Raw genomic sequence first — 19,274 nt, 5'->3', positions numbered from 1 at the left:
CGCGCTGCATCGCCGTGGGCTGTTGTTGTTGCTGTTGTTGATTTCCTGACGACCCTGCCTCTGTAGAAATCCTCGCGCTTGCCCGCACGCGGGCAAACATGCTGGTTCGCCTGGCCGCATGCAATGCGCGTTATTCACATCATTCAGGAAGATCAATCACCAAATGACAGTGTTGTCTGTACCCGACCGCGCGATCGCGCAGGTGGCCACCCGTCGGCGCGTACTTGTCCGGCCGGTCACCGAACTCACCCGCATGACGCGCTACCGCGGCGGCACCTACTCCCATACCGTTGACACGATCGTGTTCGCCGACGGCAACTCGGCCAGGACCGACCTGATCAGGCTCAATCCGAATCTGCACGCCTACTCTCTCGATTTCTTCGGCGTCGCACCGCATCATCCGTCGCCCTACCGCCTGGAAACCTGGTCAACCGTGCCCCACCTGCACAGCCGCGGTCACGAAGGTGCGGTGGATTGGATCCTGCGCAACTCCTTCCCGATGCGGTCGACCGCAGAACTGAGCGACCAACTGCGCACCGCCGGCTACAGACTGGGACAGGCAAACATCAGCGAACACCACGCCATAGCTGCGACCCAGGCAGCGATCTGGCACTTCACCAACGACCTCGCGCTCGATACCCGGCCGCTGAATGTACCCGTAGCAGTGCGTCGGGGTCCCGGGCCGGCCATCACCTTCGAATTCGATGGCGAGCCACAGTTGGGCGGCTATTCGCTGTGGACCGACTCGGCTGCGACGGTCAACCTGAAGCTGCAAAAGTCCACCAACGGTGCTGTCTGGCAAGACGTTTCCGGTTCGGAAATCTTCACCGACGCGGGCAGGGGCCGATATCGGCGCGCGCTCGGCGTCGGTAGCACGCTGTCGGCCAGCCGGCACGGTCGCGCGGGACGCGGGTACCGCTACTACCGGTTGATCGCAACCACGGACGGGGCCGCCCCCGCGATAGGTGATGTCAACTTCTGGCTGACCGGCGCCCGCCACTACCGCAATGCCGATCGGGTCGTACACCTCTACAATTACCTGTTAAGCGGGGCACGCAACGCATTGCTCAACACAGACGAACTCCGACTAGTCGGGAGCCGAGCAACCGTCGAATCCGAACTCGTAGGACCATTCCAAGTGTCAACCCCTTTGAGGCTCAGCGTCACTGACGGCCACAAGCTCGTCGACGCCGATGGTTTGGCAATTCGCGATATCGTTGAGCCGGGCACAGATTTCTACCTGCGTCCGATACCGGGCACGTCGATGACGACAATGACAGCAAAAGCACCGCACAACCTCACCGGTCGGGTGTTGACCGGTGTGGCGCTGGGTGAGGCGTCACACCGGTTCACACCCGTTGCCCTGACCGTGCCCACAGACGTGGCCATCGAATTCGACATCACCTGGCAGGCGCAGACCGCCTGCAGCGACATCGCCTAAGGGAGTTTCATGACCATCGCGCAAGACGTGACACAGTTGATCGGAAACACACCGCTGGTCCGGCTCCGCCGGGTTACCGAGGGCGCAGTCGCCGACGTCGTAGCCAAGCTCGAGTTCTTCAACCCGGCGAACAGCGTTAAGGACCGCATCGGCGTTGCCATGATCGACGCGGCTGAGCAGGCGGGCCTGATCAAGCCGGACACAATCATTGTCGAACCGACCAGCGGCAACACCGGTATCGCGCTGGCGATGGTGTGCGCGGCACGTGGTTATCACTGTGTCCTGACCATGCCGGACACGATGAGCACCGAGCGTCGGATGTTGTTGCGCGCGTTCGGCGCCGAGCTCGTGTTGACGCCGGGTTCGGAGGGCATGGCGGGTGCCATCGCCAAGGCCGAGGAACTGGCCAAGAGCGACCAACGGTATTTCGTCCCCCAGCAGTTCGAGAACCCTGCCAACCCGGCGATCCACCGCAAAACCACCGCGGAGGAGGTATGGCGGGACACCGACGGCAAGATCGACTTCTTTGTGTCCGGAGTAGGCACAGGCGGCACCATCACCGGTGTCGCCCAAGTCATCAAGGAGCGCAAGCCGTCAGTGCAGTTCGTGGCGGTCGAGCCGACCGCCTCGCCGGTCCTGTCCGGCGGCCAGAAGGGCCCGCATCCGATCCAGGGCATCGGCGCCGGATTCATCCCACCGGTGCTCGATACGGAGTTGGTCGACGAAGTCATCACCGTCGGCAATGAAGACTCTTTCGACATGGCCCGTCGGCTGGCCCGGGAGGAAGGGCTGCTCGTCGGGATCTCCTCCGGAGCGGCCGTTGTGGCTGCCCTGCAGGTGGCCCGCCGGCCGGAGAACGCGGGCAAGCTCGTCGTCGTCGTGCTCCCCAGCTTCGGCGAACGGTACCTGAGCACCCCACTCTTCGCCGACCTGGCGGACTAGCCATGCTCACGGCCATAAGGCGAGACATCCGGGCGGCCAAGCAGCGGGATCCGGCCAGGCCGACCACGCTGGAGGTGATATTGGCCTACCCGGGCGTGCACGCGATCTGGGGGCACCGGATCAGTCACTGGCTGTGGAGGCGCGGCGCCCGACTGTCGGCGCGCACGCTGGGTGAAATCACCCGCATCCTGACTGGGGTCGACATCCATCCCGGCGCCGTCCTCGGCCCCGGGCTGTTCATCGATCACGCGACCGGCGTAGTCATCGGAGAAACCGCCGAGGTGGGCGAGGATGTGACGATCTACCACGGCGTGACCCTCGGCGGCAGCGGTGGGGATACCGGCAAGCGCCACCCGACGATCGGTGACCGGGTGATCATCGGCGCGGGCGCGAAGGTGCTCGGAGCCATCAAGGTCGGTGGCGACAGCCGGATCGGCGCCAATGCCGTTGTGGTCAAAGAGGTTCCGTCGGGCGCCGTGGTCGTCGGCGTTCCCGGGCAGGTGATCAGCCGCAGCCGGCCCGCCCTAGGCGCTTCGGACGACGCTCTGATGCCCGACCTTGTCGGCGTCAGCCTGCAGTCCCTACTCACCAGAGTCTCCAAGTTGGAGGCTTCCAACGACGGCCAGCAACAGCCTGGGCAGGTTATCCGGCCGCCCGAAGCCGGAGTGTGGCACGGCGAGGACTTTTCGATCTGAGTGAACCAAATCCGATGGCGCCCAACCGATGCTCTGCAAGCGTCCGCGACGCGGCACCGTAGCCACATGCCTGGCCACGGTGGAAGTTGTGGGTGTTGATTGAGCCCTCTGGCGATCGCCCTGACGGCGACGGTCGCGGCGCTGGCGACCGCCGGCGCGATCGGCGCGCTGGTCAACCGACGGTCGGGCGTATTGCGTCAGGTTAGCCCCGAGCCCGGCCAGAACCCATCGGCACTCGGCTTGTCGCAAACGGGGCCGACGATCGTTCACTTCAGCGCGGTATGGTGCGGCCCGTGCGCGTCGGTGCGCCGCGTGGTCGACCAGGTGTGTGCCGAACTCCCCGGTGTATCCCACGTGGAGATCGACATCGACGCCGACCCCGCGGCCGCCAAGCAACTGTCGGTGTTGTCGCTACCCACCACATTTATCTTCGATTCCGACGGCCGGCAGCGATACCGTAGCGCCGGGGTTCCGAAGGTCGGCGACCTCAGGGAGTCGTTGCAAGCCCTGCTTGCGTGACTCCGAGCCGCGTCATGCCCATCGATACCGGCCAGACGGAAGGGTGGCGATGCCCGTGGCCTCGGTCGAGCCGGCTAATGTACACAAGCGCCGTCGCGGCGCACAGGTTTGAATCGCTTGTGAGCCAAACACTCTGAATCTGGCTGCGGCCGACGCACCGGTCGTATAGTGGCGCTATGCGAGGGACCGAACCAGCGCACTTCGCGCTGCGGCGCGGCGTCCTGGGCTGTTGTTGATCACTGACGACATCCGGCGATCCGGTTGATTTGCCGCGGCGTTGACACGCTCAGAGGCAACGCAATCCGTCTTGCAAGAGGCCCAGCCGGAGTCCCTCACCGGGCACGCGCCTCAAGCGGTATCGGCCAATCCCGCCAAATAGCGCTGATTTCAGACCAGGAGGTCGACCGCAATGATTGAAGGTCTCACCAGTCGGGCACCGCTGCGCGGCGAGCGCCGCGAAACCAGGCGGGTGCTCGACACCGCAGTCGGAATACTCGTCGGGTGGCGCCGGTGCAGCACCGATGCCGCCTTCCGGGAGCTGATCGCCGCCAGCGAACGGCACGGCGTAGGCACCTTTGCCATGGCTTCGGCCCTGGTCAACCTGGCGGGCGGAGGAGTCGTTGCCGACCCTGCGCGTAGCGCCGCTGCACTGGCCGCCGAGCGGGAATGGGGGCGTTCATCCCCTTCGGTGAGCCGGTCAGGCAATTGAGCGAACGGCCGGGCGGCGAACTCGCAGGGCGTTGAGCTGACGAAAATATTCCTCACGCTGAACTTAACGCGCCTCCGGAATGCATTGCGGCGCTGGGCGTTGCACAGTGCATTATCACCGCACGTCGAAGGTCAGCTGATGCACACGAAATCCCGGCAGCAAGCGCGATCCGTCGCGTGCCCGCTCGATGCGGCATCGCGTCACGCAAGCCCCACGACCGCTTTTTGCGGGACGGACGGCCGGCTTGGCCCGGCGGCCCTTCTCGGAGGAATTTCGTGACCGAGCTCCGGCTGGCCGTGGCACTGGACGGGTACGGGTGGCACCCGCACGCGTGGCGATACGCTTTCGCGCACAACGCGGCGCGCGGCGAGCAGCTCAGCGGCCGGTACTGGGCGGCGCTCGCTGCCACCGCCGAGCGCGGGCTGCTCGACTTCCTGACGATCGACGACACGCTCGACGTTCAGCCCGGCCGGCGGCCCCAGATCTCCCCGCGGCGGCTGGCCGGTCGGGCCGACGCGGTGCTGCTGGCCGCGCGGATCGCGCCGGTCACCGAACACATCGGTCTGGTACCGGTAGCGACGGTCACCCACACCGAGCCCTTCCATGTCTCGAAAGCGATTGCGACGCTTGACCACATCTCACATGGCCGGGCGGGTTGGCAGGTGCGGGTGAGCAACACCGCGCACGAGGCGGCCTTGTTCGGACGTGGGCCAGGCCCGGAAGGTGAAGAACTGTTCAGCGAGGCCGCCGACGCCGTCGAGGTGGTGCGGCGGCTCTGGGACAGCTGGGAGGACGACGCGGTCATCCGAGATGTGGCCACCGGGCGCTACATCGATCGCGACAAGCTGCACTACATCGACTTCACGGGAAAGCACTTCTCGGTCAAGGGCCCGTCGATCACCCCCCGGCCGCCCCAAGGCCAGCCGGTGGTGACGGCGCTGGCGCACGCGCCCCGGATCTATCGCTTCGCCGCCGCCAGCGCCGACGTCGTCTTCGTCACACCGCGCGACGAGGAGTCGCTGCGCCGGATCCTGGCCGAGGTGGGCGAAGCGCGGCGCACATCGGGTCGCGCTTTGAAGGTGTACGCCGACCTGGTGGTCTCGCTGGTCGGGCATCGACTGGCTCCGGCGGCGAGCATTTCCTCCGATGCGCACGTCTTCGCGGGCAGCGCACGCGATTTGGCCGCCCTGCTGTTCGCCTGGCAGGACGCGGGGGTCGACGGGGTGCGGCTGCGGCCCGCGGTCAACGCAGTCGACCTGCCGGCGATCGTCGACGACCTGGTGCCGTTGCTGCAGCGCGCCGGCAGGTTCCGCACCGGCTATCGCGACGGCGAGTCGCTGCGCGAGCGCCTGGGACTGGCGGCGGCACCAAACCGTTATGCGGCGGCGCCATCATGACAGCCATCCCGCTGTCGATCCTGGACCTCGCCCCGATCAGCGCGGGCAGCGACGCCGGCACGGCACTGCGCAACACCGTCGACCTCGCCCAGCACGCCGAACACTGGGGATACAAACGCTACTGGCTCGCCGAGCACCACTTCGTGGCGGTGGCCAGCTCCTCGCCGGCGACGTTGATCGGCCAGATCGCCGCGGCCACCAAAGACATCCGCGTCGGTTCGGCCGCCGTGCAGATCGGCCACACCACGGCGATCGCGGTGGTGGAGAGCTTCGGAACGCTCGACGCCTTCTACCCCGGCCGCATCGACATGGGGCTGGGCCGGTCCGGACAGCGGCGCAACGAGGCGGCCACGTCCTCGCCGCCGGGTCCGCCGACACCGTGGCGCGAGGTCGGCGGCCTTGTGCTGCCCGCGCCGTTCGACCCGACGATGCTGATGAAAAGCGAACGCATCCGGGCGCAGGCGTGCGCGCTCGCCCAACCGGGTGCGGTCCCCGACGACTTCGCCGAACAGGTCGCCGACATCGAAGCCCTGCTGGCCGGCACCTACACCGTCAACGGGCATGAGCTGCATGCCGTTCCGGGCGAACACGCCCGGCTGACACCCTGGATCTTCGGCAGCACCAAGGGGCAGAGCGCGCAGGTCGCCGGTGCGCGTGGGCTTCCGTTCGTCGCCAGTTACCACATCACCCCGGGCAGCGCACTCGACGCGATCGCCGCCTATCGCGAAGCGTTCCGGCCGTCCGCCCGGCTGAGCGAACCTTACGTGGTGGTTTCGGCCGACGTCGTGGTCGCCGACGACAGCGCAACGGCGCACCACCTTGCGTCCAGTTACGGCCACTGGGTGTGCTCCATCCGCAGCGGTCAGGGTGCCATCCCCTACCCGGATCCCGACGTCTGCGAACCCCTGACCGAGGAGCAGGCGGCATTGGTAGCGGACCGCACCGCAACACAATTCGTCGGTGACGCCGACGAGGTCGCCGCCCGGCTGGAGGTGCTGCGGCGGGTCACCGACGCCGACGAACTGGTGATCACCTCGGTGACGCATCGGCACGCCGACCGGCTGCGCTCCCATGAGCTCATCGCCAAGCGGTGGGGACTGATATGAGCGTTCGACCCGCAGGACGGCGCAAGCAGATCCACCTGGCGGCGCACTTTCCCGGGGTCAACAACACCACCGTGTGGTCCGATCCCAGCGCGGGCAGCCAAATGGATTTCGGCTCGTTCGTGCACCTCGCCCATACCGCGGAGCGCGGGTTGTTCGACTTCTTCTTCCTGGCCGAGGGTCTGCGTTTGCGCGAACACCGAGGCAGGATCCACGACCTCGACGTGGTCGGCAGGCCCGATACGTTCACCGTGCTCGCCGCCCTCGCCGCGGTCACCGAAAAACTTGGGCTGGCCGGGACCATCAACACCACCTTCAACGAACCGTACGAAGTAGCAAGACAATTCGCGACGCTGGATCATCTTTCCGACGGACGGGCGGCCTGGAACATGGTCACCTCCTCCGATGCATTCACCGGCGAGAACTTTCGTCGCGGCGGTTTCCTCGACCACGCCGATCGCTATGTGAGGGCCGAAGAATTCATCACCGTCGCACGGCGGTTCTGGGACAGCTGGGCACCCGACGCCGTCATCGCGGACGTTGACGCGGGGATCTACGCCGATCCGGGCCGGATCCACGTTGTCGAGCATCGCGGTCGGCAGTTCGACGTCCGCGGCGTCGCCTCATTGCCCGCCGGACCGCAAGGCCATCCGGTGCTACTGCAAGCGGGCGACTCCGGTGAAGGCCGCGACTTCGGCGCCAGGCATGCGGACGCGCTGTTCACCCTGCACGGCTCGCTCGAGGCGGGCCAGCGTTACTACGCCGACGTGAAGGGCCGTGCCGCCGCTCATGGGCGCAACCCCGACCAACTGAAGGTGCTGCCCGGCGCGACCTTCGCGCTGGGCGACACTCCCAAGGAGGCGCTCGAGAACGCGCGGCACATCCGCGAGCAGCAGGTCAGCGGCCCGACCGCGATCGCGTTTCTCGAGCAGGTGTGGGGCATCGACCTGTCGGCTTACGACCCCGACGGCCCGCTGCCCGAGATCGACCCCATCGAGAACCCGGACATCACGCGGGGACGCGTGCGCCACGGCGACCCGAGGACCGTTGCCGAAAGCTGGCGGACGCGCGCACGAGCCGAGAACCTCTCGATCCGCGAACTGATCATCGAGGTGACCAGCCGTCAACAGTTCGTCGGCACGCCGGCTCAAGTCGCCGACGAGATCGATCACTACGTGCAGTCGGACGCCTGCGACGGCTTCATCCTGGTGCCGCATCTGACGCCGCACGGCCTCGACGAGTTCGTCGATAAGGTGGTGCCGCTGCTTCAGGAGCGCGGCGCCTTCCGCACCGAGTATCGCGGGCGCACTTTGCGCGAGCATTTGGGCCTGCTTACCGTGGGGGAACGAAAGCCAACGGACGCAGCGGTCGGCTGACAGGACCCGACGGGCCGCCGCCCGTGGCCATCAACCTCCTTTCAAGATGCGTTCACGGCGATCGACGCTACGGTGGCCTGATGAGCGATCCGCACGCGCCGAAGATCCCCGTCGCGTTGTCGACGCCGAGCCTCAATCGCGGCGTCGGGTTCACCCACGAGCAGCGGCGACGGCTGGGGCTCACCGGCCGGCTGCCGTCGGCGGTGCTCACCCTGGACGAGCAGGCCGACCGGGTTTGGCACCAATTGCAGAGCCTGGCAACCGATCTGGGCCGCAACCTGCTGCTGGAGCAGCTGCACTACCGCCACGAGCTGCTCTACTTCAAGGTGCTCGAAGATCATCTGCCCGAGCTGCTGCCGGTCGTGTACACCCCCACCGTCGGGGAGGCGATCCAGCGATTCTCCGACGAATACCGCGGGCAGCGTGGGCTTTTCCTGAGCATCGACGAGCCCGACGAGATCGAGGAGGCGTTCGCGACCTTCGGTCTGGAACCCGGCGACGTCGACCTCATCGTGTGCACCGACGCCGAGGCGATCCTGGGCATCGGCGACTGGGGGGTGGGTGGAATCCAGATCGCCGTCGGCAAATTGGCGCTCTACACCGCGGGCGGCGGCATCGATCCCCGTCGCTGCATCGCGGTGTCACTCGACGTCGGCACCGACAACGAGCAACTGCTGCAGGACCCGTTCTATCTGGGCAATCGCCACGCCCGCCGCCGCGGGCCCGAGTACGACGCGTTCATCGACCGTTATGTCGAGACCGCGCACCGGCTTTTCCCCAGGGCCATCCTGCATTTCGAGGACTTCGGGCCGCTGAATGCGCGCCGGATCCTGCGTGCCTACGGCGACCACTACTGCGTCTTCAACGACGACATCCAGGGCACGGGCGCGGTGGTCGTCGCGGCCGTCTACGGCGGATGCCACCTCACCGGGGTCCCCCTGCGCGACCAGACGATGGTGGCGTTCGGGGCCGGCACCGCCGGGATCGGCGTCGCCGATCAGATCCGGGACGCGATGGTCGCCGACGGCGCCACCTACGAGCGGGCCGTCGCACAGATCTGGCCGATCGACAGGCAAGGGCTGCTGTTCGACGACATGGAGGACCTGCGCGACTTCCAGGCGCCCTATGCGAAGAACCGCGATGCGTTGGGCGTTGCCGCCGGTCAGCGGGTGGGACTGGTCGACACCATCAAGTTGGCCTCGCCCACGATCCTGCTCGGCTGCTCCGCGGCGTTCGGGGCATTCACCCAGAAGGTCGTCGAGGCGATGGTGGCCTCGTGCGAGCGGCCGATGATCTTTCCCCTGTCCAACCCCACCTCCCGCATGGAAGCCACGCCGGCCGACGTGCTGGAGTGGTCCGGGGGCAGGGCGCTGATCACGACCGGCACTCCGGTCGCGCCCGTCGACTTCGGCGGCGTCGTCCACGTCATCGGCCAGGCCAACAACGTGCTGGTGTTCCCGGGCATCGGGCTGGGCATGATCGTCGCCGGGGCCCGGCTGCTCACCCCGGCGATGCTGCGGGCGGCGGCGAAAGCCGTTGTGGCCGAGGCAAGCCCGAAGAATCCCGGGGATTCGCTGCTGCCCGACGTGCAGAACCTGCGGGCCATCTCGACCGCCGTCGCCGAGGCGGTCTATCACGCCGCCGCGGCCGACGGGGTGGCCACGAAGATGCACGCGGACGCGCGGCGGGCCGTGCTCGAGACCATGTGGCGGCCGGTGTACGACTAGGCGGGCGCCGGATCGATCTGGTGTATCCGGCACATATTTCCTGCTTGGACGTAAGGTGTTCTTGCAGGCTGCAAGCCGAGTATTCCAGACCGAGGGGTATTCGATGTCGAGTAGTGACGACGCGGTGGACGACACCGAGGATCGCCGGGGCGCCCCGCTGGGCACCCAACGTATCGGCTGGTTCCGTTACTACTTCGACGACGACCGCTGGGAATGGTCCGCGGAGGTGCAGCGGATGCACGGCTACGAGCCGGGAACCGTCACGCCGACCACCAGGCTGGTCCTGGCGCACAAGCATCCCGACGACTACCGGCAGATACTGGACACGCTCGAGCTGATCCGCCGGACCCGCCGGTCGTTTCGCAGCCGGCACCGCATCTGCGACGTGCAGGGAAACGTGCACAACATCGCGGTCCTCGGCGACGAATTGTGCGACGAGCACGGCCGAGTGATCGGCACCTACGGCTTCTACGTCGACCTCTCCGACGAGGAGAGCACCCGCGAGGACCGCATGACGGCGCAGTTCGTGGCGGTGTCGCAGCGAAGATCGGTGATCGAACAGGCCAAGGGGATGCTGATGCTGGCCTACAACCTCGACGAGGCGGCGGCGTTCGAGCTGCTGGTGTGGCGATCGCAGAACACCAACGTCAAGCTGCGCGACCTCGCCGCGCAGATCGTGGCCGACTTCGCCGCGGTCGGGAACCACCAGAGCACGTCGCGCTCGGTGTACGACGAGCTGCTGATGACCGCTCACGAACGGGCTCAAAGTCAGCCCTGACCAACGCCGCTCACCGGGCGGCGAATGTGTGGGTCGAGCCGGTGATGATCGACCCTGCAATGCTCCCCCGCCTGGACTCGAACCAGGAACCTATCGGTTAACAGCCGAACGCTCTGCCAATTGAGCTACAGGGGATCAATCCGATCGCGGGACGACTCTAGCGTACCGGCCCACGCTCCCCCAAGTAGCGGGTTATGCCGTCGTCCGTGCCGGCCGAACCGGCGCGCGCGGGCGCCTTCGCCCTCTTGGCCTCGCCGCGCACCCGGTCGATGACCTGGGCAACGTCGTCCCAGCCGACCCAGCCGGCGAGCTGGCGCGCGTACTCGTCGCGCAGCGTCGGGTCCTTGATCCGGCCGACCATCGGGACGCAGCGCCGCAGCGCGGCGACCCTGCCTTCGGCGCTGTCCAGGTCCATCTCGGCGATGGCCGTGCGAATCGCGAACTCGAACAACGGGGTTCGCCGCGCCACCAGGTCCCGCAGCGCGCCGTCACCGCGTGCCAGGCGCAGGTCGCAGGGGTCCATGCCGTCGGGGGCCACCGCGACGAAGGACTGCCCGGCCAGGTTCTGCTCCCCGTCGAAGGCCTTGATCGCGGCGGCACGGCCGGCGGCGTCGCCGTCGAACACGTAGATCAGCTCGCCGCGGAAGAAGCTGTCGTCCATCATCAGCCGGCGCAGCATCCCCAGGTGCTCGTCGCCGAAGGCGGTCCCACATGACGCGACGGCCGTGGTGACGCCGGCCTGGTGCATCGCCATCACGTCGGTGTAGCCCTCGACGACGACCGCCTGATGGCCCTTGGCGATGTCGCGTTTGGCCAGGTCGATGCCGAACAGCACAGACGACTTCTTGTACAGCAGGGTCTCGGGGGTGTTGATGTACTTGGCTTCCATCGGGTCGTCGTCGAACAACCGCCGGGCGCCGAATCCGATCACCTCGCCGGCCGAGCTGCGGATCGGCCACAGCAGCCGACGGTGGAAGCGGTCCATCGGGCCGCGGCGGCCCTGCCGGGACAAGCCGGCCGCTTCCAGCTCCTTGAACTCAAAGCCCTTGCGCTGCAGGTGCTTTGTGAGGGAGTCCCACCCCGACGGCGCGAACCCGCAGCCGAAGTGGCGGGCGGCCTCGGCGTCGAAGTTGCGCTCGGTGAGGTACTTGCGGGCCGGCGCTGCCTCGTCGGATTCCAGAGCCGCCGCGTAGAACTCGGCGGCGGCGGCGTTGGCGGCGATCAGCCGGCTGCGGCTGCCGCGGTCGCGCTGCACGCTGGTGGCCGGGCCGCTGTAGCTGATCGCGTGGCCGACCCGGTCGGCGAGCAGTTCGACCGCTTCGACGAAGCTGACGTGCTCGATCTTCTGGACGAACGCGTACACGTCGCCGCCTTCGCCGCAGCCGAAGCAATGGAAGTGGCCGTGGTTGGGGCGGACGTGAAACGACGGCGACTTCTCGTCGTGGAACGGGCACAGGCCCTTGAGCGAGTCGGCGCCGGCGCGGCGCAGCTGGACGTAGTCGCCGACGACATCTTCGATGCGCACTCGCTCGCGAATGGCCGCGATATCGCGATCGGGAATGCGGCCCCGGCCCCCGGCGCGGCCGGAATCTCGTGAACCCGCCGGACTCGACATCGGCTCAGTCTAAAGCGCCGGCACGACCGCTCAGTCCGTGCCGATGACGCCGCACGCGATCCGCTGCATCTCTTGGTCGGTGTCCGCGACGCCGTGGATCATCAGAGCCGTCTTGCTGCCCGCCAGCAGGTCGTCGCGGGTGAAGGAGTCGGTGGTGGTGACCAGGTACGCCGAGCCGTCCTTGCGCACCTCGAGCGAGGTCAGGTCGCCGCTTTCCGGCTTGCCGGTGTGTCCGGGCGCCTGGTAATGGCCGCCGGCGGAAAGGAAGTTGCCGGGCGGGCCACCGGTCGGAGCGACCGAATTCGGCTCACATTTGCCGATCTGGTGCACGTGCATGTCGTGGAAGCCGGGTGCCAGGATGCCGGCGGCCACCGTCTTGACCGTGACGGTGACGTACCCGCCGGTGAAGTCGAATGTCGCCATGGCGACGTCCCGGCCGTCCGCGGTCTTCAGGTGCGCCGTGAGCGATCCGGCGGCGGGGGAAGCGCCGCTCGGCGCGGGCGACGACGGGGGTTCTGCACTCTTCACCGAAGGCGTCGTGCCCTGCTGGCTGCTGGCGTGCTGAGGCGAACTGCAGGCCGTCACCGCGATAGCAAAAAGCCCCGCCAGGACGGCGGCCATCCCACTGGTTTTCTTCATGTTGGGGAGCCTAACCCGCGCCGGCGACGGCGCTCTTGGCCCATCGCTTTTATTTTCGGCTGATGCCGGCGTCGATGCGCTCGAGGCGGCCCTCGGTGTACGAGGCGATCTGGTCGACGACCACGCGCAACCGGGCGCCGTCGTCGGCCGCGGCGGCAAACGCCGCGGCGAAGACGGGATCGAGCGTGCCGGGCGCCCCGGCCAACAGCCACTGCGCCACCCGGTGGATGCGCTCGCGCTGCCGGGCCTGGGTTTCGCGATGGCGCGGGTCGGACATGATGAACTGCAGCGCAAGGATTTTCAGCAACGCCACCTCGGCGCGCACCAGGTCCGGCACCTGCAGGTCGGCGCGATAGCGGACCAGCGGGCCCGGGCCGGCCGCCTCCCGCGTGGTCGCGATGGCGGCCGAGGCGAACCTGCCGACCAGTTCACTGGTCAATCGCTTGAGGGCGACCGAGGCGCCCAGCGTGGCGTCGTACTTGCCGACCGCGGCGACCACGGGAAGGTCCGACAGCCGCTGGGCGGCCGCCATGAAGTCGTCGGCGCGCACCCGGGAGAACGCGCTCTCCCCCAGCTTGGCCAGGGCGGCCACCTCGTCGTCGTCGGCGAGCACCCGCAGGTCGATGCGCTGGGAGACGACGCCGTCCTCGACGTCGTGCACCGAATAGGCGACGTCGTCGGCCCAGTCCATGACCTGAGCCTCCAGGCAGACCCGCTGTTCCGGCGCACCCGCGCGGGCCCAGGCCGCCGGTTCGCGCTCCTCGGCATAGAAGCCGAACTTCGTCGTCGCATGCCCGAGCCCCTGACCGCGGGCCCACGGATACTTCGTGACGGCGTCGAGCGCCGCCCGGGTCAGGTTCAGCCCCACGCTGTTTCCCTGGGCGTCAAGGACTTTCGGCTCCAGACTGGTCAGGATCCGGAAGTTCTGGGCGTTGCCCTCGAAGCCGCCGTGCCGGGCGGCGACCTCGTCGAGCGCGCGTTCGCCGTTGTGCCCGTAGGGCGGGTGGCCGATGTCATGGGCCAGGCCGGCCAGCTCGACCAGGTCGAGGTCACAGCCCAGACCGACCGCCATGCCGCGACCGATCTGGGCGACCTCCAGGGAGTGCGTCAGCCGGGTGCGCGGGGTGTCACCCTCGCGGGGACCGACGACCTGCGTCTTGTCGGCCAGCCGGCGCAGCGCGGCGCTGTGCAGCACCCGGGCGCGGTCCCGGGCGAAGTCGCTGCGGTGCTGACCCTCGGTGCCGGGCAGACCCGCAGACTTCGGCGCTTCGCGTACCCGCCGCTCGCGGTCGAAGTCGCCGTAAGGGTCCTGATTCGTGGTCACCGACGCACAGTCTGCCAGGAAGGCCGGCCGGGGGTCAGCGTGTCGTCGGCCGCCGGGCCGCTGTGGGCAGCGGGCTACATTGACGCTATGCGCACTGCCCGCCTGCTCGGCGTGATCCTGACGGTCCTCGGCGCCGGGCTGCTGCTGGCACCTTCGGCCGGCGCCCAACCGCCGCTGCAACTTACGGACTACGTCACCGACGACGCGGGGGCCCTCTCCGAGCCCGGCCGGGCCGCGGTCACCTCGGCCGTCGACAAGCTCTACGCCGAACGCCACGTCCGGCTCTGGGTGGTCTACGTCGACACCTTCTCCGGGCAGGACGCGGAGAACTGGGGCAGGGCCACGCGCGGCATGAGCGACCTGGGCGACTACGACGCGCTGCTGGCCGTCGCCACCACCGGCCGCGCCTACGCCTTTCTGGTGCCCTCGGCCATAAAGACCGTCAACTCGGCCCAGGTCGACAACTTGCGGCGCGAGAAGATCGAGCCGGCGCTGCGCAACGGCGACTGGAGCGGTGCGGCCCTCGCGGCGGCCAACGGGCTGGACCCCGCTACCCACTCGTCGAGCAAGGCCGTGCTGCTGGCGGCACTCGGCGTCATCGCGGTGGCGGTGCTGGTCCTGCTGGTGGTGATGCGCTACCGCGCCCGGCGCCGGCGCGCCGACGCTGGCGGCTCAGGCGCAGTCGCTCGCCAACGACGACGTCCGAGCGGCCCAGCAGGTGTACGCGGGCCGCGGCGGCAGCGACATGGGGGCGATGGTCGGCGGGCTCATCCTCGGCGACCTGCTCGGTGGGGGCATGCGGGGCGGGTTCGGCGGCTGGACCCCGACGTCCTACGGGGGTTCACCTGGCGGCTCGTCCGGCGGGGGGCTGATGGGTGGCGGCGGCCGATTCTGACCGCGGCAGCGTTGAATTGGGTGCCCCTGAACAGGATCGTGCCCCCGGGTACCTGGTACCCGGGGGCACAACCTTGCCTCATCAAGCGAGGGAGCGCGCCGGATGCGGCGCGCCGCCGCTAATCGATGATGTCAGGCCCAGCTGGAGCCGACGGCGCTGTCGGTGCTGGACATGTTGCTACCAGCGGTCTGCACCTTCTGGCCGTGCTGGTTGGCCTGCTCGTAAATCACCTGGAAGTTACGACCCAACTGGGTGATGAACTCCTGGCAGGCCACCGAACCGGCGCCGCCCCAGAAGTCACCGGCAGCCAGCACATCACGAACGATGGCCTGGTGCTCCTGCTCCAGCGACGCCGCCTGGGCGCGGATGGTGGCGCCATGGGAGTCCACGTCGCCGAACTGGTAATTGATGGTCATGGTCGTCTCTCCTAGCTGCCCAGGATCTGCTGCGAGGACTGCTCTTGCTGCTCGTAGTTGCTGGCGTCGCGGATCAACCCGTCACGCACGCCGTGCAGCATGTTCACGATGTTGCGGAAGGCCTGATTCATCTGGCCCATCGTGTCGTACGAGGTCGCCTGAGCCTGACCGCTCCAGCCGGCACCGGCGATGTTCATCGACGACGCCCACATCTTGCGGGCCTCGTCCTCAACGGTCTGGGCGTGCACTTCAAAACGGCCCGCCATCGCCCGCATCTCATGCGGGTCGGTCATAAAACGAGTTGCCATGTTGCCTTTCTCCTTGTGACTAGTTATCTGGACATGCCATGTAGATAGACTTTGTGTTTGCCGTCATTGCCGGCCGCGGGGGATTCCGAGCCGACGATCACGTGTGGAGCGCCGACAGTGTTCCCCCTTTCTCTCAACCGGCAGCCGGGGAATGTGGTACGACTTTGTTGGTCCGCGGGATGTCGAAGCGAGGTTCGGCTTCCTCTTCCCACACGTTCCATTCGGCCTGCTCGTCCCATTCGTCGATGCCCTCCGCGGGCTCCGTGGTGATGAGGCCGGGGACGGGCGCCTCAACCGCGTCGGGGTCGTCGGACTCCGACGACCAGTGGTTGTAGTCGTCCGGCGGGACGGCGACGCCCCAGGTGAGAGGGACCGATAGGGCACCGAGCATCCCGGACTCGCCACGCACCGCCGACACCGAATCGTCCGGCAACGGCGACCCAAGCGGTAAAAGCACGTTGCATCCTTCCGCAGCCGATCTGGACACTCGGACTCGGAAGCAACCCAAACCACCGAGTACTCCGAATCGTAGGTCAATCGACAGGACAATATCCAGAAAATACCGATTTCAGTTTTCGCCGAATGGATGTCGGACGGGACCACGCCGGCGCGCGGCTCCGGACGGGACTTCACCTCGCCGCGGGATAACGCAGCCCTGCCGTTTTGTCGCGCGTCGCGGCATTCGCTGCCGCTGAGCTCCGGTACCGCGAAACTGTCTCTGTCCCAAGGTTTTTGAGCATGAGTAGCCGCCGTCGCGCTCGGCGGATCCGACCGCGGGGCGCCGGCGAGGTCCCGGACTCCGAGGATCGCATTCCCCGCTGGCCCGCCCGACGATAAGGCCCGGCGCGAATCGACCTATTTACGATCAATTCCAGAATGGCGCGGGCCGCGCATTGACGCCGCTTTGAAATCGAGGTGAACGCTGGGTGCTACCGCGCCGGGGGCCGGCCCGACATACGCCAAAGGCGCGGGTAACACCCGATCCCCCCGGAGGTGTCACCCGCGCCTTGGCGGTCGTTCAGGCCCAGCTGGAGCCGACGGCGCTGTCGGTGCTCGCCATGTTGCTACCGGCGGTCTGCACCTTCTGGCCGTGCTGGTTGGCCTGCTCGTAAATCACCTGGAAGTTACGACCCAACTGGGTGATGAACTCCTGGCAGGCCACCGAACCGGCGCCGCCCCAGAAGTCACCGGCAGCCAGCACATCACGAACGATGGCCTGGTGCTCCTGCTCCAGCGACGCCGCCTGGGCGCGGATGGTGGCGCCATGGGAGTCCACGTCGCCGAACTGGTAATTGATGGTCATGGTCGTCTCTCCTAGCTGCCCAAGATCTGCTGCGAGGACTGCTCTTGCTGCTCGTAGTTGCTGGCGTCGCGGATCAACCCGTCGCGCACGCCGTGCAGCATGTTCACGATGTTGCGGAAGGCCTGATTCATCTGGCCCATCGTGTCGTACGAGGTCGCCTGAGCCTGACCGCTCCAGCCGGCACCGGCGATGTTCATCGACGACGCCCACATCTTGCGGGCCTCGTCCTCAACGGTCTGGGCGTGCACCTCGAAACGGCCCGCCATCGCCCGCATTTCATGCGGGTCGGTCATAAACCTGGTAGTCACCAAAAGCTCCTTTCACACCAATGGGATGTCGATCACCCGCCGCACCGCGCCGCAAATCGCCGGCCCGCTGCGACAAGGGAACGTATTTCTGGCCCCCGGCCGCGTACCCCGCGCGCCCTATCCGACGCCGGTTCGCGGCACCACGCTGGGCCGCTGCTGTACCACGTGGTTCGGGCTGGCCCCGCCGCGGCCCAGCATGCCGCCGGGCATGCCTGCGCCGGCGCCACCCATGCCCATGGGCATTGGCATCATCGGCATGCCGCCGCCCATCGGCGCGCCGGCCGCGCCCGCGGGCATCTCCCCACCGAGGCCCGCCATCGCCGAACTGACCATCCGAGCCGGGGCCGATCCCTGCCAGGTAGGCGGCACCGACATCGCACCCACCAGCCGCGCCTTGCCCAGTCCGGCCTCGGCGCCCAGAGCACCCAGGCCGCCGGCTCCACCCAGCGGCTTCATCGCGGCAGGAGCCGTGCTGCCGACGAACTTTGCCGCATCGGCGCCGGCCATGCTGGTGGCGTCGGCCAGCGTGGCGGGGTGCGCACCTGCCTGGACCGCCATCATGATCGGCGACATCATCATGCTCGCCGGGTACATCGCGATCTGCGCCACCGACATCAACTGCGACGGGTTGGCGGCCAACGACGACACCTCCGACGTGCCCGCGGTCACCAAGCTCTCCATCGGAGCGGCCAGAGCGGAGGATCCCACGAGGCTCGCGGCCTGCGATGCCAAACTCGACAGCCCGGAAGGCACGAGGCTCCCCAAGCTCGACAGCCCCGCCAGGCTCAGAGGCGGCAGGCTGAAGGACGGCAACGCCGAAGCCACCGAGAGCGCGCCGGTGTGATAGCCGAACATCGCCGCCACGTCGGCGGCCCACATCTCCATGTACTCGAACTCGGTCATCGCGATCGCCGGGGTGTTCTGGCCCAGGATGTTCGTGGCGATGAGAGCGAGCAGTTGTACGCGATTCTCGGTGACCGCCGGTGTGGGAATGGTTCCCGCCAACGCCGACTCGAACGCCGTCGCCGCCGCGCGCGCCTGCGACGCCGCGGATTCCGCCTGCCCGGCCGCCGCGTTCAACCACCCGACATAAGGCGTCGCGGCGGCCGCCATCTGCAGCGACGCCGGACCCGCCCACGGTCCGCTGGTCAGCCCGGTGATCACCGACTGGAACGACGCCGCCGCGCCCGCCAGGTCCGACGCCAGCCCATCCCACGCCGACGCGGCCGTGAACAACGGGCCCGAGCCCGCACCGGCGAACATCAGTGCCGAGTTGATCTCCGGCGGCAACCACGGAAACGAAGGAAACGTCACGAGCAACACCTCCAGCCGATGAACGGCTTCGACGACCACACTGTGCACGTACGCGGCGAGATGACCGATGTCACGCCACCACGCCTGAATCGTATGTCAATCTACCGCCGAAAACCTGGGCTTTCATACAAAGATTTTTCTGTGACCGGCGGCCCTGCAGGGGAACCGTAACATCCCTTGGTTGATCGGTCTCGCGCCACGGCAAGCGCGCCAGCCTTCGGGCTGTAGAGCTGCGGTTTTGGGAAAAGTGCGCCGGGATTGGTGGTGGCCGCGCCGGGGGCGGGTCGCAGGCCTTCCGGCTGCCACGGGGCCGTCTCGCTCCCTTAAATGAATTTGGGCGGAATTACCCGGTAACAGGGCGCTTGGGGGCCGTGCGGGCAAACGGAATTTGACACGAGCGAAAACGCCGGACGAAACCTTCTCCGCGTTTCGTCGGCACGGGTTTTGCCCGCCCCGGCGCGACGT

18 protein-coding genes, 1 tRNA gene and 2 pseudogenes are annotated in these 19,274 nt (G+C 67.7%); 11 read left to right on the top strand and 10 right to left on the bottom strand.

From position 1 onward, the window contains the following. Positions 1 to 163: 163 nt before the first annotated feature. The 10 genes from BN971_RS00540 (at position 164) to BN971_RS00495 (ending at position 10,687) form a co-directional block, all read left to right on the top strand. Entirely contained in the window at positions 164 to 1,441 is a 1,278-nt protein-coding gene (locus tag BN971_RS00540) for a thioester domain-containing protein (protein ID WP_085183469.1), read from the top strand. A gap of 9 nt (positions 1,442 to 1,450) precedes the next feature. Further along, positions 1,451 to 2,383 carry a cysteine synthase A gene (cysK, locus tag BN971_RS00535; RefSeq protein WP_085183470.1) on the top strand — a complete coding sequence of 311 codons (933 nt, stop codon included), beginning with the start codon at positions 1,451 to 1,453 and terminating at the stop codon, positions 2,381 to 2,383. A gap of 2 nt (positions 2,384 to 2,385) precedes the next feature. After that, complete coding sequence (cysE, locus tag BN971_RS00530; RefSeq protein ID WP_085183471.1) at positions 2,386 to 3,078, top strand: serine O-acetyltransferase; 693 nt, start codon at positions 2,386 to 2,388, stop codon at positions 3,076 to 3,078. Between the two features lie 99 nt (positions 3,079 to 3,177). Next, positions 3,178 to 3,597 (top strand): thioredoxin family protein, encoded by a 420-nt coding sequence (locus BN971_RS00525; protein WP_085183472.1) that lies wholly within the window; start codon positions 3,178 to 3,180, stop codon positions 3,595 to 3,597. A 409-nt stretch (positions 3,598 to 4,006) separates the two neighbouring features. Beyond that, positions 4,007 to 4,306 carry an ANTAR domain-containing protein gene (locus tag BN971_RS00520; protein ID WP_085183473.1) on the top strand — a complete coding sequence of 100 codons (300 nt, stop codon included), beginning with the start codon at positions 4,007 to 4,009 and terminating at the stop codon, positions 4,304 to 4,306. Positions 4,307 to 4,581: 275 nt separating this feature from the next. After that, positions 4,582 to 5,703, top strand: a complete 1,122-nt coding sequence (locus BN971_RS00515; protein WP_085183474.1) for an LLM class flavin-dependent oxidoreductase — start codon at positions 4,582 to 4,584, stop codon at positions 5,701 to 5,703. Continuing rightward, a complete protein-coding gene (locus tag BN971_RS00510) occupies positions 5,700 to 6,809 on the top strand; it encodes an LLM class flavin-dependent oxidoreductase (protein WP_090349711.1) in 1,110 nt (369 codons plus the stop codon). Before BN971_RS00515 ends, BN971_RS00510 begins: the two co-directional genes overlap by 4 nt. Next, positions 6,806 to 8,182: an NtaA/DmoA family FMN-dependent monooxygenase gene (locus tag BN971_RS00505; protein WP_085183476.1), complete on the top strand. Its 1,377-nt coding sequence runs from the start codon at positions 6,806 to 6,808 to the stop codon at positions 8,180 to 8,182. The genes BN971_RS00510 and BN971_RS00505 overlap by 4 nt, the downstream gene beginning before the upstream one ends. 80 nt (positions 8,183 to 8,262) lie before the next feature. Further along, complete coding sequence (locus BN971_RS00500; RefSeq protein ID WP_085183477.1) at positions 8,263 to 9,909, top strand: NAD-dependent malic enzyme; 1,647 nt, start codon at positions 8,263 to 8,265, stop codon at positions 9,907 to 9,909. A 103-nt stretch (positions 9,910 to 10,012) separates the two neighbouring features. Further along, positions 10,013 to 10,687, top strand: coding sequence for an ANTAR domain-containing protein (locus BN971_RS00495; RefSeq protein WP_085183478.1), 675 nt, complete (start codon positions 10,013 to 10,015; stop codon positions 10,685 to 10,687). Positions 10,688 to 10,749: 62 nt separating this feature from the next. On the opposite strand, the gene BN971_RS00490 is transcribed toward BN971_RS00495, so the two are convergent. The 4 genes and pseudogenes from BN971_RS00490 to BN971_RS00475 form a co-directional block, all read right to left on the bottom strand. Next, positions 10,750 to 10,822 (bottom strand) — tRNA-Asn (locus BN971_RS00490). A 70-nt stretch (positions 10,823 to 10,892) separates the two neighbouring features. After that, a pseudogene (dnaG, locus tag BN971_RS00485) lies at positions 10,893 to 12,302 on the bottom strand (DNA primase); the annotation flags it as partial. Between the two features lie 30 nt (positions 12,303 to 12,332). Continuing rightward, positions 12,333 to 12,941 (bottom strand): superoxide dismutase[Cu-Zn], encoded by a 609-nt coding sequence (gene sodC / locus BN971_RS00480; RefSeq protein ID WP_085183481.1) that lies wholly within the window; start codon positions 12,939 to 12,941, stop codon positions 12,333 to 12,335. Positions 12,942 to 12,990: 49 nt separating this feature from the next. Beyond that, positions 12,991 to 14,265, bottom strand: coding sequence for a deoxyguanosinetriphosphate triphosphohydrolase (locus tag BN971_RS00475; RefSeq protein ID WP_085183482.1), 1,275 nt, complete (start codon positions 14,263 to 14,265; stop codon positions 12,991 to 12,993). 87 nt (positions 14,266 to 14,352) lie between these two features. Here BN971_RS00475 and BN971_RS24355 point away from each other — a divergent pair. Further along, positions 14,353 to 14,928, top strand: a pseudogene (locus BN971_RS24355) (TPM domain-containing protein); the annotation flags it as partial. A gap of 363 nt (positions 14,929 to 15,291) precedes the next feature. Here the strand turns inward: BN971_RS24355 and BN971_RS00465 are convergent. The 6 genes from BN971_RS00465 to BN971_RS00440 form a co-directional block, all read right to left on the bottom strand. Then, entirely contained in the window at positions 15,292 to 15,576 is a 285-nt protein-coding gene (locus tag BN971_RS00465) for a WXG100 family type VII secretion target (RefSeq protein ID WP_085181383.1), read from the bottom strand. 11 nt (positions 15,577 to 15,587) lie between these two features. Continuing rightward, positions 15,588 to 15,884, bottom strand: a complete 297-nt coding sequence (locus BN971_RS00460; protein ID WP_090349708.1) for a WXG100 family type VII secretion target — start codon at positions 15,882 to 15,884, stop codon at positions 15,588 to 15,590. A gap of 133 nt (positions 15,885 to 16,017) precedes the next feature. Further along, positions 16,018 to 16,341, bottom strand: a complete 324-nt coding sequence (locus BN971_RS00455) for a hypothetical protein (protein ID WP_245837048.1) — start codon at positions 16,339 to 16,341, stop codon at positions 16,018 to 16,020. 561 nt (positions 16,342 to 16,902) lie between these two features. Continuing rightward, a complete protein-coding gene (locus tag BN971_RS00450) occupies positions 16,903 to 17,187 on the bottom strand; it encodes a WXG100 family type VII secretion target (protein ID WP_085182914.1) in 285 nt (94 codons plus the stop codon). An 11-nt stretch (positions 17,188 to 17,198) separates the two neighbouring features. After that, positions 17,199 to 17,495 (bottom strand): WXG100 family type VII secretion target, encoded by a 297-nt coding sequence (locus tag BN971_RS00445; RefSeq protein WP_085182915.1) that lies wholly within the window; start codon positions 17,493 to 17,495, stop codon positions 17,199 to 17,201. A 117-nt stretch (positions 17,496 to 17,612) separates the two neighbouring features. Beyond that, a complete protein-coding gene (locus tag BN971_RS00440; protein WP_264028547.1) occupies positions 17,613 to 18,809 on the bottom strand; it encodes a PPE family protein in 1,197 nt (398 codons plus the stop codon). Positions 18,810 to 19,274: the final 465 nt, after the last annotated feature.

It is taken from the genome of Mycobacterium bohemicum DSM 44277, assembly GCF_001053185.1.
Taxonomy (GTDB): domain Bacteria; phylum Actinomycetota; class Actinomycetes; order Mycobacteriales; family Mycobacteriaceae; genus Mycobacterium; species Mycobacterium bohemicum.
The sequence above is the reverse complement of the archived record's forward strand: the minus strand, read 5'-3'. Positions and strand labels throughout refer to the sequence as shown.